Below are 13,650 nucleotides of genomic sequence, written 5' to 3'. Positions count from 1 at the left end.
CGAGCACTCCAGAGTAGACGGGCCATAGGCCGCGCAGTTGTAACCGAATGCGCTCAACTGAGAATTCGCTGGCAGCGTCTTCATCTCACCCGCCGGCGGGAACGTCAGGACCTCGTAAGTAACTCCCCCCGGGTTCCAGGACACAGCATTGGCGGGAACCTTGTTTCCCGTGCCGTCATCGACCATCGGAGGATTGGCAAGATTCACCTGGCAGGCCAAGTAGGCGTCACCGCTCAGATCGTTGAGGAAGCAGCGTGTCGTGCCATCCTCCAACTGAAAGAGTCGAGTATTTGGGCCGTCCGCCGGGGTGTAATCCGCATCATTGACCTGGGTGATTGCAGGAGTTTCCGTCGGCGTCTCTGATTTTGTCGGTGTCGTCGACTCCTCAGTCGATTTCGGCGGAGTCGAGGATTTGGTCTTTGCGGAAGAACTGACGGAGCGATTCGAGACTTCCGGCTTAGCCGGCTCGTCGTCTCCACATCCGGCCAGCGCGAAAGTCATCATCACACCGGCTGCGATCGTTGCCATAAATTTATTCATCCGCATGGTGTCCTAACCTACCCGACCATCGCTCCATCCCCTAGTAGCCGAGGGAGGAATTACTTCCGGAGAACTAGCTCGCATCTCGTCGATGCGTTCTGGCGTAATCACATCATTGAAGGCGAAGATAGTTACTTCCCTATCTCGATAAACAGGGGTTACCCCTGGAGCTACCCAGAGCCCTTCACCAGGAAACTCTAAATCCTCCTTGGAATCCCAAATACCCGGGGGTGACAAATAGATGAATCCCACGTTCAGCTTTCGGGCTGAGCGATCGACATCGTTCACCCCATCCGGCCGATCGGGGTCTGGAAAACCGAGGTAATCAGCGTGCCAATACAGCATTGAGGTAGCAGTCCACTTATTCGCCACTGGCCAATCATAGTGCGGGAACACTACCGGCAAGTCATTGCGAGCGTACATCCAGCTGGACCCCTCCGGCGGATTCGTCAACGTGCGGTACTTATGTGCCTCCGGCTGCTCGGCCAACCAATCAAATGCCTTTAAGTCAGCCTTGGAAATGATTTGCCATTCCCTAGGGCTCTTGTAGGCGAAATCCGCAGCGCTAGCATTAGACGCCACTCCATAGACCACAAGTACAGCAGAGCTCACCGTCGCTAAGCTCAACCCCAGAACCCGCCCCGTCGATGGCACCTTTGACTCACTAATTCGAGCCGCCCACGCGCAGCCCCACGCCACCGCGATACCCGCAAACGCGGAATACAGATACGCGGTGACCATCACCAACCGGTGAGGCGTCGAATAGTGAAGATCCGTATACAGCGCGAGAATATCGCCCGGCACGCCACCAAAATGATTGAGCGCGTGGGTCGTCATCAACACCGAAACAAACCAGGCCGGTACTACCCACACCCGTCGGCGCGAAGTACCTGCGAAAACCAAAAACGCCATCCCGATGAAACCGAGGATGATGATTGGCCAGAACGGCCGGAATTCCTCAGTGTGGCGAGTCAACATCGTGGCACCTCGATACCACGCATCGAAACGATCGAGGTCGTCTACTTCAGCGCTAACCGCGCGCACATCCTCGGTCTGAGAAGTTCCCGTAAGCCACTGCGGCAGGAGAACTGCCACTGCTGGCACAAAGGCGGCTGCAATCACCGCGACGTCGTAAAGCCTGGCGCGAACCGCACCCAGTTCAGGATGCGCGGGACGCGGCAGGCGGTAGCACAACCACCAGATTGCACCGAGCATAACGACTGTAGGCACCGATGCCGGATGGAGCTCTCCGATACCGATTATCGAAAGCGCGGCGCTCAAGATGCGCTGAGGTGCGTGCGGGAGCGACGTAACAAAGGCAAAAACGGTAATCGCTAGTGCAATCGAGACCTGGTACGGCCAGGCCCCCACGAAGACCCCGACGGGCATCAATACCGGAAGCGCTGCGGAAACAAGCGCTGCAACCCCCGCGGCAACGGCGGTGGACAGCTTTCGGCGATCAATAATTCTCCAGGTCAGCGCCGCAGCTGCCGTGGGTATGGTCACGGCCGGAATGATAATGCCGAGGTAATTGACTGCCTCGGTGATTGGTAGACGGACAATCAGTATCCAAAGCGCACCGAACGCATGCCATGCGGCGGGATAGTAGGACACCGCCTGAGTTTCCACATTCTGGATCTCGCCCATTCTAGTGGCCGAGGCCATGCCGTCTTCCGTAATCGAACGGAGCACACTTGCATGCCAGAGTGTGTCCCAGCCTTGCTGGATGGTCGCCATCCCCTCGGACATTGAAGCGATGCGGCCGATAGCGGTCCACGTGAGAACCGCCGCTGCGATGATGACTCCGATACTTGCGATTAGCCCATAGCCCAACTCGCGCCATCGACTTGCGGCGGGCGGCTGCGTCTCGGCCGACACTGAGCGATCGACACTACCGCGCCGCCGCCGAATCAAAGCGCTGCCGCCACTCCAGCAAAGCGCGAGAAGTAGTGTCACGGCCCAGCAGATAGACGCACTGACCAAGGTGAAGCGCACTTCGATAGCGCCGAGCGCCCACCCTGCGGTACCTGCGATACCAAACGTCACCGCAGGACCGAGGGCCAGCGCCCACGGAGTACGAACGCCGCTGGCTCTCACTACAACAGCGCCGGGGATTACGAGCAGCGCAACCAAGCTAACAATTGCCCACACCACTACCGAACACTCCTCCTACGGTCACTTTCTTCAGGGAATATTACCGAGAGCTTGTACATTTAAGCCTCGTCCACATCTGTCCGGGCATCACGACGCTCGCGGGTCTGCTCCGCCCTGGCCGCCAAATCAGCATCGCCGGGGTAATCAACACCTACCAGGCTGAGCCCACGCGCCTCTGCCACCGGGACCAACGGGGAACGCTTCTCTTCACTCAACAACTGTTCAGTGAATCCAACCGCACGTCGCCCCTCACCGACACTAAGGCAGGCCCCAACCAGTGAGCGCACCATAGACCAGCAGAACGCGTCGGCAGTCACATGGGCCTCGTACAGCTCTGGTTCTTCCCGCGTAGATACGTCGAACCACTGGAACCGCTGTAGATCTCTAGTGGTCGTCGCATGTGGCTTGTGTCGACAAAAAGCGGCAAAGTCATTGAGCCCCAGTAGGGCATCAGCCGCCACCTGCATGCGGTTGATGTCCACTGACCGCCGCCAGTGGGCCGTATCGCGAGCACGGGTAGGAAGCGGGCCACTGACGCAACTAGTGACGCGATAGACATAGTGCCGACGTAACGCGGAAAAGCGGGCATCGAAACCCGGGGGCGCAAACGAGGTGCCCCGAAGCGTCACGTCCGCGGGCAATAGTCGCGCTACACGACGAACCAAATTACTCGGGTCCCCTGCGATAGAACGTGTGTCTAAACAGGAGACAGGAACATCTGCGTGAGCCACCTGCCCGGAGGCATGAACACCGGCATCTGTACGACCGGCCACAGTCAGTTGCACGGGAGTGCGCAACACCTTCTCCAAAGTGGATTCCAACGTCGCCTGCACAGTCCGCACCGGTTCTCCAGTAGGCTTATCGCGCTGAGCAGCCCAACCATGGAAATCGGTCCCGTCATAGGCAATGTCAAAACGCAACCGAACCAGGTCGGAGTCGGTGCTCCCCATAGCGGCTCGATCGGGAGAATCGCACGGGGTATCCGGAGTCGTTGGAGTAAGTGATGTCACGGTTAACAGATTGTAGCCGGGACCCCGGATTAGATAATCAGCAGTTTCCACCGCAGGGTCTCCGTATTGCTCTCAATGTTGGTGCGTAATCCGTCGGTGTAACCGGAGGCAGAACTGGAGTCGGGCGCTATGCACCGTCGTCAAGCACAAAGAACCCCCGGAAGAGCGTTCAGATATGAACTGCTCAACGGGGGTTCAAAGCTGTGACGGTCAGAAGCCGTCAGCGAGGAGAATTACTCCTCCTCTGCAGCCTCAGCCTCAGTAGCCTCAGCCTCTTCGGCCTTTGCCTCTTCAGCCTGCTTGGAAGCAGCAGCGCGAGTTGCGCGAGTTGCCTCAGCAGTTGCGGTCTCTTCCTCAACCAGAGCAATCAGAGAGATCGGGGCATTGTCGCCCTTGCGGTTACCCAGCTTGATGATGCGGGTGTAGCCGCCGTCGCGATCAGCGAACTGCGGACCAATCTCGTCGAACAGCTTCTTAACTGCGTAGTTGTCGTTAAGCAGCTTTGCAACGTTGCGGCGATCTGCGAGAGTGCCGCGCTTTGCCTTGGTGATCAGCTTCTCAACGTACGGACGCAGCAGCTTGGCCTTGGTGTCGGTGGTCTTAATCTTGCCGTGCTCGATGAGCTGCTTCGCGAGGTTGGCCAGAATCTTCTTCTGGTGCGAAGCGGAGCCGCCGAGACGGGAACCCTGCTTAGGGGTAGGCATAGGTATCTCCTCGTTTTAATGAAGTCGCGTCGGTGAACTACTCGTCGTAGCCAGCGCTTGCGCCATCAGTCCAGTCAGCGTCATCGCCCGAGGCAGCGTCCAAATCAGCGACAGCAGCCGGGTCGAAGTTGTTCGGGGAATCCTTCAGAGCGAGGCCAAGCTCAGCGAGCTTCTCCTTGACCTCATTGATGGACTTGTCACCGAAGTTGCGGATATCCAGCAGATCCGACTCGGTACGAGCAGCGAGCTCACCGACAGTGTGAATCTCCTCACGCTTGAGGCAGTTGTAGGAGCGCATAGAGAAGTCCAGATCCTCAATCGGAGTCTGGTACGCAGCGACATCCTCAGCCTCGCGCGGGCTCGGTCCAATCTCGATGCCCTCAGCAGCCTCGTTCAGCTCACGTGCCAGACCGAACAGCTCAACCAGAGTCTTGCCTGCCGACGCCATTGCGTCGCGGGCGGTGATCGAGTTCTTGGTCTCGACATCGATGATCAGCTTGTCGAAGTCGGTGCGCTGCTCAACACGAGTAGCCTCCACCTTGTAGCTGACCTTCAGAACTGGCGAGTAAATCTGGTCCATCGGAATGCGGCCGATTTCGCCACCGGAGTTCGGGGTCGCCGGCACGTAGCCACGACCACGCTCAACGATCATCTCAATATCCAAGCGACCGGAATCATTGAGAGTAGCGATGTGGTGGTCCGGGTTATGAATCTCCACACCTGCTGGGCACTCAATGTCTGCAGCGGTCACCGCGCCTGCACCTTCGCGACGCAGGTAAACGGTAGCCGGCTCATCGAACTCGCTCGAGAGCACCAGACCCTTGATGTTCAGGATGATATCGGAGACATCTTCCTTCACGCCCGGGATAGTGGTGAACTCGTGCAGCACACCGTCAATGCGGATGCTGGTGACTGCAGCGCCCGGAATGGACGACAGCAACGTACGACGAAGGGAGTTACCGAGGGTGTAACCGAAACCCGGCTCCAGCGGCTCGATAACGAACCGGGAGCGAGAGGAATCAATGTAGTCCTCAGTCAGCGTTGGGCGCTGGGAAATGAGCATTTTCGAAAATCCTCCAGGTGGCGACCGCTATATGACGCCATAGGGAATGAATGGATGCAAGCGAAGTTGGTTATTACTTCGAGTAGAACTCGACGATCAGCTGTTCCTGAAGCGGAATGTCGATCTGTGCGCGTTCCGGGGTCTGGTGCACGAGGATGCGCAGGGACTCAGGAACAACCTGAAGCCATGCCGGGACGACAGCGTCGACCAGGTTCTCCTGTGCCTCTTCGAACCAAATCATCTTCTGCGACTTCGGGCGCACGTCGATGATGTCGTACTGGCTTACCTGGAAGGACGGCACGTTGATCTTCTTACCGTTAACGGTGAAGTGGCCGTGGGAAACCAGCTGACGAGCCTGGCGACGGGTACGAGCCAGACCAGCGCGGTAGACAACGTTGTCGAGACGCGACTCCAGCAGGACGACGAGGTTATCGCCAGTCTTGCCCGGACGACGGTGAGCCTCGGCGTAGTAGCGACGGAACTGCTTCTCCATCACGCCGTAGGTGAAACGTGCCTTCTGCTTCTCCTGGAGCTGGAGCAGGTACTCCGACTCCTTGATACGAGCGCGGCCAGCCTGCCCCGGAGGGTAGGGACGACGCTCAAAGTTCATGTCGCCACCGACGAGGTCGACGCGGAGACGACGGGACTTACGGGTTGCGGGACCGGTATAACGGGCCATTTCTGTTCTCTCCTTACCCTATTCCTAGACGCGACGACGCTTCGGCGGACGGCAGCCGTTGTGCGGCTGAGGGGTCACATCCGAGATCGAGGACACCTCAAGGCCAGCGGCCTGGAGGGAACGGATGGCGGTTTCGCGGCCCGAACCCGGACCCTTAACGAAAACGTCAACCTTCTTCATACCGTGCTCCATGGCCTTACGAGCAGCGTTCTCGGCGGCCATCTGAGCAGCGAACGGAGTGGACTTACGAGAGCCCTTGAAACCGACGTGACCAGAGGAGGCCCACGAGATAACAGCGCCCTTCGGGTCCGTGATGGACACGATGGTGTTGTTGAAGGTGGACTTGATGTATGCGTGGCCCTGAGCCACGTTCTTCTTTACAACGCGACGGCCGGTACGACGGCCGCGTGCGGACTTCGGAGCTGCCATGTTTTACTTCTTCTTTCCGGCGATCGTCTTCTTCGGACCCTTACGCGTACGAGCGTTGGTCTTGGTGCGCTGACCACGGACTGGCAGGCCACGACGGTGGCGCAGACCCTGGTAGGAACCAATCTCAATCTTGCGGCGGATATCAGCCTGAACCTGGCGGCGGAGGTCACCCTCGACCTTCCAGGTAGCTTCAATCACGTCACGCAGCGCAGCAACCTGCTCATCGGTGAGAGCGTCGGTGCGCAGATCCGGAGAGATGCCGGTCTTCTCCAGCAGCTCATTGGCACGGGCGGGGCCGATGCCATAGATGTAAGTAAGAGCGACCTCCATACGCTTGTTGCGTGGCAGGTCAACTCCAGCAAGGCGTGCCATACGGCAATTTCCTTCCGGTTGATGCGGTGGTTTACTCCACTGCCATCCTTCCCAGACCCGGCTTACTCGGTCGGACGCCGAGTCGCGCAAGTGTTATAGAAAGGCTCCAGCCACCGTTGCCGGAGGTATTCTCGCTTACTTCTGTGGAAAAGCTTTCATAAAGAACCGCCGCGCCGAACTGCTGAGACACCAGGTCTCAACATCACGCGGCCGTCACCAGAAGCAGCTAGGACGGTGGAGTTTCTGTCTAGTTAGTAAATAAGCCCATAACCACTACCAACAGTGGTCAGGTCGATTTACTTGTAGCGGTAGACGATTCGCCCACGCTCGAGATCGTACGGAGAAAGCTCCACTACGACTCGGTCTTCCGGGAGAATACGGATGTAGTGCTGGCGCATCTTGCCACTGATATGGGCGAGCACCTTGTGCCCGTTGTCCAGCTCCACTCGGAACATCGCGTTCGGCAAGGGCTCGACGACGCGACCCTCAACCTCAATTGCGCCTTCCTTTTTAGCCATGTCCTCCACGTCTCTCTGGCGGATACCCGGGACAATCCCGGCACCAGTTGGGAAATCTCTACTCTGCCTGGTGTTTTAGCAGTTCCGTGCAGGGATAATCATCACTGCAGCGACACTGCGCCCACACCATCGCCCAACTTTACACGCGACCTGCGTTTTTACCAAATACGACCACTATGGGACCGCCTGCAAGCGATGGCGGGCGGACTCTCTCTCCGCGCTCAGAATTCATCGCAGCCTTTATGGCAACATTCTGACCTTTCGCGTAGCCCCTCCCGCACTAGTTATTCATTTCGAGGAGTCAAAATACGGGGGCCGTCCGCTGTGGCGGCAACTGTGTGCTCCCAATGGGAGGCCGGCATTCTATCGGCGCTGACGACCGTCCAGCCGTCGTCAAGCTCATCACTACCCCACTCGCCGCCGAGAATGAGCATCGGTTCAATGGCCAATACGGAGCCTTCGACGATGCGGGGCCCCTTTCCTGCTTTGCCTTCGTTGGGAAGGAAGGGATCCATGTGCATCTCGCGCCCAATGCCGTGCCCGCCGTATCCATCGACGATGCCGAGTTCAATATCGTGGCGCAGTTCAGCCTCACGGGTGGCCATTTCAAGCGCATACGAAATATCGGTGAGGCGAGCGCCCGGCACCATGGCCTTAATACCTTCGGCGAGGACCTCTGATGTCGCAATGTTCAGCTTTTCGACATCGTCACTCAGCTTTCCGACGCCGAAAGTAAGTGCCGAATCGCCGTGCCAGCCATCCAGGATTGCGCCACAGTCAATTGAGACTAAATCACCATCGGCGAGAACCGTAGACGAAGACGGAATGCCGTGGACAATTACTTCGTTCACTGATGCGCAGACAGATGCCGGGAAGCCTTCGTAGCCAAGGAAGGACGGCGTTGCGCCAGCATCGATAATGACCTGGTGCGCAATCTCATTGAGATCTGCCGTGGTGACCCCTGGCTTAGCGGCGTCTCGGCAGGCTAGCAATGCACGACCGACGATCTCGCCGGCCGCTTGCATCGCATCCAATTCTCCCTCGGTGCGGGCAGGAACTACTTTGCGGCGGCGTCGAAAACTCATCACGCTGGTTGAGTCTACTCTGCCCCAGAAGGGAACCACCGGCTAGCTGTACCCCGCCACCTACGAGGGCGCCGCTCGGATCGCTGCCACTTCCGAGAAATTTACACCCAAAGATGAGCTGCCCTACGATAACTGGCATGCATTCACTGTTGAAGTCCGCGCAGACTGCGGGCGTTGTTATTGCTGCCAGCTCGCTTTTCCTGATTGGCGCATGCTCAAGCAACCCCGAACCGTCGCCAGCGCCGACTGTCCCCTCCACTTCCCCTGCCACGGAATCGCCGGAGGCCCCTGGAAGCACCTCGGGTTTCATGGGCGCCTCTGCACTGCCTGAGTCGATCCAAAACTTCACACCTGATGCAATTAAGGAGGCGATTGGCAGCTGCGTCGAGTCGGATGACTCTAAACCCGTCATTTTTGGCAGCGAGAGCGTACATGGCTTCACCTGCGTAATGGCAGTTGGCGACGGTGGCACCGCAATGCTCAGTACGGCCGAGGACCCGGCCACTGTCGAGCGCATTAACGAAAAGGCTGAGTCCGTCGAAAACTACGCACCATACGAGCTACCCGGCAAGCACGCATTTAGCGGCATCAACAAGGGGTCCCCTTTCGTAATGGTTATCGACGAGGATAACCGCATCTACCAAGAGTTCGTTTTCGCGAATATTGGCGCCGAGGCCGCACAACCGCTTATCGACGAAATCATTCAGGACTTCCAGTAGCCCTCACTATCGGCTGCCCCCTGCCCCACCCCAGCCCCAACAGCCACACACAAAAGCCGCCCTTCCAAACCTCAACGGTTCGAAAGGGCGGCTTCAACAACCATCTACAACCGGCAAACCCATCGGCCCCAGCCAGCGAAAAAGCTAGAGCGTCTAGTTACCCGGTGTGCCAGGAGCCTAGTTCAGCTTCTCCAGCTCAGCCATCGTGCGCTCGTTAATCTCCTCAACGGATCCCTCAGCGGCAATCTTGATGATCTTCTCCGAGTAGTAATCCAGCAAAGGAGCGGTCTCATTGGTGTACACATGCATGCGGTTGCGGATGACCTCTTCAGTGTCGTCTGCGCGACCACGGGCCAGCATGCGCTCGACTACGACATCCTCAGAAACGTCGAACTGTACGACCGCATCCAGCTCAGTGCCGAGGTTGGACAGCAGACGCTTCAGCTCTTCTGCCTGACCAACAGTGCGCGGGAAGCCATCCAACAGGAACCCCTTGGCAGCGTCGTCCTCATTCAGACGGGACTCGACCATACGCACAGTCACGTCGTCCGGAACAAGGTTGCCGGCGTCGATGTAGGACTTCGCCTCAATGCCGAGCGGAGTGCCTTCACCGATGTTTGCGCGAAACAGGTCACCGGTGGAGATGTGCGGGACACCGAGCTTCTCCGAGAGGATAGCTGCCTGAGTGCCCTTGCCTGCACCGGGAGGACCTACAAGTACGAGTCGCATTACTTCAAGAACCCTTCGTAGTTACGTTGCATCATTTGGCTTTCAACCTGCTTGACCGTCGTCAGCGCAACACTGACCAGAATCAGCAGGGCTGTACCTCCAAACATACCGCCTGTACCGGAGTTCGCGTCGCCAAGCCCCATATCAAGAGCGACATTTGGCAGAACAGCAATCAGCGCCAGGTACAGCGAGCCGACAGTCAGCAGGCGAATCAGGACGTAGGACAGGTATTCAGCAGTCGGACGGCCCGGGCGGAAGCCCGGAATGAATCCGCCGTACTTCTTCATGTTCTCCGCCTGCTCGTGCGGGTCGTACTGCACGGAGGTGTAGAAGAAGGAGAAGAAGATGATCATCAGGAAGAACAGCAGAATGTACTGCCAACTGGACGGCGCCAGCAGGTACTGAATGACATTGCGCTGCCACCAGTTGTCCATGTTCGGATTCGACTGACCGGACTGAACAATCTGGGTAATCAGAACCGGCACGTAAATCAGAGAGGACGCGAAGATGACAGGGATAACACCGGCCTGGTTCACCTTCAGCGGCAGGTAGGTGGAAGATCCGCCGTACTGGCGACGACCAACCATGCGCTTTGCGTACTGCACCGGAATACGGCGCTGTCCCTGCTCAATGAAAATAACGCCGATGATGAGAATCAGCACGGCAACAATCACGGTGGCGAACACGACACCGGTAGTGGAGCGCAGAATGTTCGCTCCCTGCGCCGGCATACCAGCGGCGATACCGGAGAAAATCAGCAGCGACATACCGTTGCCGACGCCTCGGTCAGTGATGAGCTCACCCATCCACATGACCAGCACGGCACCGGAGGTCATCACAACGACCATCACCACGAGGTCAAAGACACCCGCATCCTTAACCAGCAGCGACTGCGAGCCACCCAACAGGGCACCTCGGTCTGCCATGGCCACAATGCCTGCAGACTGCAGCAACGCCAACGCCACTGTGAGGTAGCGGGTGTACTGGGTCATCTTTGTCTGACCCGACTGCCCTTCCTTCTTCAACTGCTCGAAGTGTGGAATCACCACCGTGAGCAGCTGGACGATAATCGAGGCCGTAATGTACGGCATAATGCCGATGCCGAAAATCGCCATCTGCAGCAGAGCGCCACCTGAGAACAGGTTAATCAGCGAGTAAACGCTGGACTGATCTTTCGAAATCTGCTCGAGCTGCGCGTTGACCAACTGGTAGTCGATACCAGGGGTTGGAATCTGCGAGCCGATTCGGTACAGAATGATCATCGTCAGAGTGAAGAAGATCTTCTTACGCAAATCGGGATCGCGCAACGCCGCAATGAGACCGGAAGCCACGTGCATCCTCCCGAGGTCAAGAAATCCGCTTCTCCCACGCTTTTCCCGAAAGACTTACCCGCTTATCCGCCAGTAGTCTCCCGTTTTAGTTAAGCAACGCGGATGACGTATTCCTCAAACCTTTAATTGACAGTATTTGACGTAGTGAGTCTACCAGCGTTTCTCCACATCGTCGCAATACACCTCCATATCACCGTTAGTACAGCGCCCCGCCAATCACCTCTTTTCGCTTGACGACGATCCCAGCGCCCCCTCCCCTCTGAGCCCACGCCCCTCACTGTGCTCCACCCAATTTTCCCAGACAAAACTTGAACAGTGTTAAAGTTTTGCTCTGTGAGTACCTACAGTATCCGCATGCGATCCAGCGCCGATGGCTGCCATATCTCTGGCGCTGAGCGTCTTGCACCGGTTGTCGAACTACCTCAGCTGGCTTCTGCAATGACTAGCCGTGCACTTCACCACGACAAGGGTCGAGCCGACACAATTCACATCACTGTGGACAAGGTTGAAGAGTCAGCTATCGGCACCGTGCCCGCGTTGACTCCCTTTCTAGAGTCGAACCCCAGCCCTGAGGACGCACGCAATCTCATTGCTCAACGCCTACACGCTGCAGGCATACAGGCAGCCGACATCGCCGTCGAAATGGCCTATTCACTCACAGGTCTCCGCGGTGCCGCTCTTATCGATGCCTCCTCCGGTGAACGGCTCGACCCAAATCCTGCCCGTGGTGTACGGGTTTCCACTTTTGATGCCATCTCGCACCCCAGTAAGGACTGCACCAAGGATCATTTTCACGAGGCGCTCATCCTCGCATCTAAGGTTCACAGCGCCCCGGGTATCGTCGCAGAAATCTGCCTCTCCGATGACCCCTTTTACACGCGGGGATATCTGGCGCTGGACGGAATCTTTCACCGTATCCCCAATATCAAGGACCACGGCAGCACTCTTGGTACTCGCATCTTCATCGTTGAACCCGGCACCGATATCCCCGAGCTAATCGATTACCTGGAGAACGCGCCGGTCTACGTCGAGCTCCCAGCTGACGCCAGTTCCTCGCCGGACGTGACCGCCCCCAACAGCGACCTCTCAGCAATCGCCGCCCAAAGGAACTCGGCCTGGGCCGCTGAAGGGCTTGCCCGCACACTGCGCACTTTCGAAACCGGACAACTGCCACACAGCCGAATTGACGGAACCGACTATCTACTGTTTTCTTCTTCGGACTACCTCGGCCTGTCCACGCACCCTGAACTCATCTCAGCTGCCACCGAGGCAATTGGACATTTCGGCACCGGGTCCGGCGGCTCTCGCCTGACCACCGGCACTAGCATCCACAGCGCACTTGAGAATGAACTGGCGCAGTTCTTCGGTTTCGACGATGCCGTTCTCTTTGCGACTGGCTACCAGGCGAACCACTCAACCATCGCCGCCATTGCCACCGCCGATGTTGAAATCTTCTCCGATGCCGCCAACCATGCTTCCATCATCGACGGTTGCCGCAATGCCCGAGCTAAAGTCACGGTCTTTCCGCACGCTGGCTACCAGGCACTCGACCGTCTCCTCGAAACATCGAGCGCTCGCCACAAGCTTGTCATCTCCGACTCAGTGTTCTCCATGTCAGGCGAAGTCACCGACGGCCCCGCACTCGAGCGCACCTGTCGCCGTCACAACGCATGGTTGATGCTTGACGACGCCCACGGCGTCGGCGTTATCGGAGAGCAAGGCCGTGGCACCGCATCGCACCTGGGCATTCACCCGGACATTGTGGTCGGCACCGCGAGCAAGGCTCTCGGTGTCGAAGGAGGATACGTTCTCTGCTCGGCACCAGTTGGCGAACTGTTACGCAATCAAGCCCGTAGCTTCGTGTACTCAACGTCGATGAACCCCGGTTCCGTCGCAGCTATCCGTGCAGCGTTGAAGCAGTTGGAGGCTGGAGACGTCGTCAAGCGATTGCAGCGTAATATTGCGCGCGTCCGCTCCCTGGTTGGTGCACAGGCCGACCCCGCATCTGCGATTATCCCGCTGCCCGTCGGCGACGAAGCCGAAGCGATGGACGCCTCAGCACGGTTGGCGGAGCTAGGCGTGTACATACCTGCGATTCGCTACCCGACGGTTCCCCGTGGTGAGGCAATGTTGCGATTGACCATTACAGCGCTCCATACGGACGCTGACATCGACCGACTGGAGCAGGCTCTGCGCAACACCGGCCTGCTGTAAGCGGGCGGTTTGCGCTGCCCTCCCCTCCCCTTTCCTCCCTTTCAATACAAAAAGAGCTCTTAACCACTTTGAACTGCTCCCCATTAGTTGGACTGAGAAATCA

General features: G+C 58.0%; 13 protein-coding genes and 1 pseudogene. 3 read left to right on the top strand and 11 right to left on the bottom strand.

The window, feature by feature from the left end:
• Window positions 1-552: 552 nt before the first annotated feature.
• The 9 genes from HMPREF2857_RS04135 to map form a co-directional block, all read right to left on the bottom strand.
• Window positions 553-2,694 (bottom strand): DUF6541 family protein, encoded by a 2,142-nt coding sequence (locus tag HMPREF2857_RS04135; RefSeq protein WP_070642854.1) that lies wholly within the window; start codon window positions 2,692-2,694, stop codon window positions 553-555.
• A 59-nt stretch (window positions 2,695-2,753) separates the two neighbouring features.
• The gene (locus HMPREF2857_RS04130) at window positions 2,754-3,644 is read right to left on the bottom strand and encodes a tRNA pseudouridine synthase A (RefSeq protein WP_070642852.1); all 891 of its coding nucleotides are present in this window, start codon (window positions 3,642-3,644) and stop codon (window positions 2,754-2,756) included.
• A gap of 293 nt (window positions 3,645-3,937) precedes the next feature.
• Window positions 3,938-4,408 (bottom strand): 50S ribosomal protein L17, encoded by a 471-nt coding sequence (rplQ, locus tag HMPREF2857_RS04125; RefSeq protein ID WP_016422080.1) that lies wholly within the window; start codon window positions 4,406-4,408, stop codon window positions 3,938-3,940.
• A 37-nt stretch (window positions 4,409-4,445) separates the two neighbouring features.
• Window positions 4,446-5,471, bottom strand: coding sequence for a DNA-directed RNA polymerase subunit alpha (locus HMPREF2857_RS04120; protein ID WP_016422079.1), 1,026 nt, complete (start codon window positions 5,469-5,471; stop codon window positions 4,446-4,448).
• Between the two features lie 73 nt (window positions 5,472-5,544).
• Window positions 5,545-6,150 (bottom strand): 30S ribosomal protein S4, encoded by a 606-nt coding sequence (gene rpsD / locus HMPREF2857_RS04115; protein ID WP_005509964.1) that lies wholly within the window; start codon window positions 6,148-6,150, stop codon window positions 5,545-5,547.
• Window positions 6,151-6,174: 24 nt separating this feature from the next.
• A complete protein-coding gene (rpsK, locus tag HMPREF2857_RS04110; protein WP_016422078.1) occupies window positions 6,175-6,579 on the bottom strand; it encodes a 30S ribosomal protein S11 in 405 nt (134 codons plus the stop codon).
• Between the two features lie 3 nt (window positions 6,580-6,582).
• On the bottom strand, window positions 6,583-6,951 hold the full coding sequence (gene rpsM, locus HMPREF2857_RS04105) for a 30S ribosomal protein S13 (RefSeq protein ID WP_005509836.1): 369 nt from the start codon (window positions 6,949-6,951) through the stop codon (window positions 6,583-6,585).
• Window positions 6,952-7,247: 296 nt separating this feature from the next.
• Window positions 7,248-7,469, bottom strand: coding sequence for a translation initiation factor IF-1 (gene infA / locus HMPREF2857_RS04100; protein ID WP_016422077.1), 222 nt, complete (start codon window positions 7,467-7,469; stop codon window positions 7,248-7,250).
• Between the two features lie 284 nt (window positions 7,470-7,753).
• A complete protein-coding gene (gene map / locus HMPREF2857_RS04095) occupies window positions 7,754-8,554 on the bottom strand; it encodes a type I methionyl aminopeptidase (protein WP_070642851.1) in 801 nt (266 codons plus the stop codon).
• A gap of 137 nt (window positions 8,555-8,691) precedes the next feature.
• Here map and HMPREF2857_RS04090 point away from each other — a divergent pair, with 137 nt between their 5' ends.
• The gene (locus HMPREF2857_RS04090) at window positions 8,692-9,273 is read left to right on the top strand and encodes a hypothetical protein (RefSeq protein WP_070438098.1); all 582 of its coding nucleotides are present in this window, start codon (window positions 8,692-8,694) and stop codon (window positions 9,271-9,273) included.
• 177 nt (window positions 9,274-9,450) lie between these two features.
• Here the strand turns inward: HMPREF2857_RS04090 and HMPREF2857_RS04085 are convergent, their stop codons facing one another.
• Both HMPREF2857_RS04085 and secY read right to left on the bottom strand, forming a co-directional pair.
• Entirely contained in the window at window positions 9,451-10,002 is a 552-nt protein-coding gene (locus HMPREF2857_RS04085; protein ID WP_005509947.1) for an adenylate kinase, read from the bottom strand.
• On the bottom strand, window positions 10,002-11,339 hold the full coding sequence (gene secY, locus HMPREF2857_RS04080) for a preprotein translocase subunit SecY (RefSeq protein WP_048731466.1): 1,338 nt from the start codon (window positions 11,337-11,339) through the stop codon (window positions 10,002-10,004). Before secY ends, HMPREF2857_RS04085 begins: the two co-directional genes overlap by 1 nt.
• A 348-nt stretch (window positions 11,340-11,687) precedes the next feature.
• Between secY and HMPREF2857_RS11405 the strand changes: the two are divergent.
• A pseudogene (locus tag HMPREF2857_RS11405) lies at window positions 11,688-12,347 on the top strand (6-carboxyhexanoate--CoA ligase); the annotation flags it as partial.
• A 48-nt stretch (window positions 12,348-12,395) separates the two neighbouring features.
• Window positions 12,396-13,547: an aminotransferase class I/II-fold pyridoxal phosphate-dependent enzyme gene (locus HMPREF2857_RS11400; RefSeq protein WP_371441563.1), complete on the top strand. Its 1,152-nt coding sequence runs from the start codon at window positions 12,396-12,398 to the stop codon at window positions 13,545-13,547.
• Window positions 13,548-13,650 lie beyond the last annotated feature (103 nt).

Origin of the sequence: Corynebacterium sp. HMSC076C10 (assembly GCF_001812455.1) — a bacterium.
Lineage (GTDB): Bacteria > Actinomycetota > Actinomycetes > Mycobacteriales > Mycobacteriaceae > Corynebacterium > Corynebacterium jeikeium_D.
The sequence above is the reverse complement of the archived record's forward strand: the minus strand, read 5'-3'. Positions and strand labels throughout refer to the sequence as shown.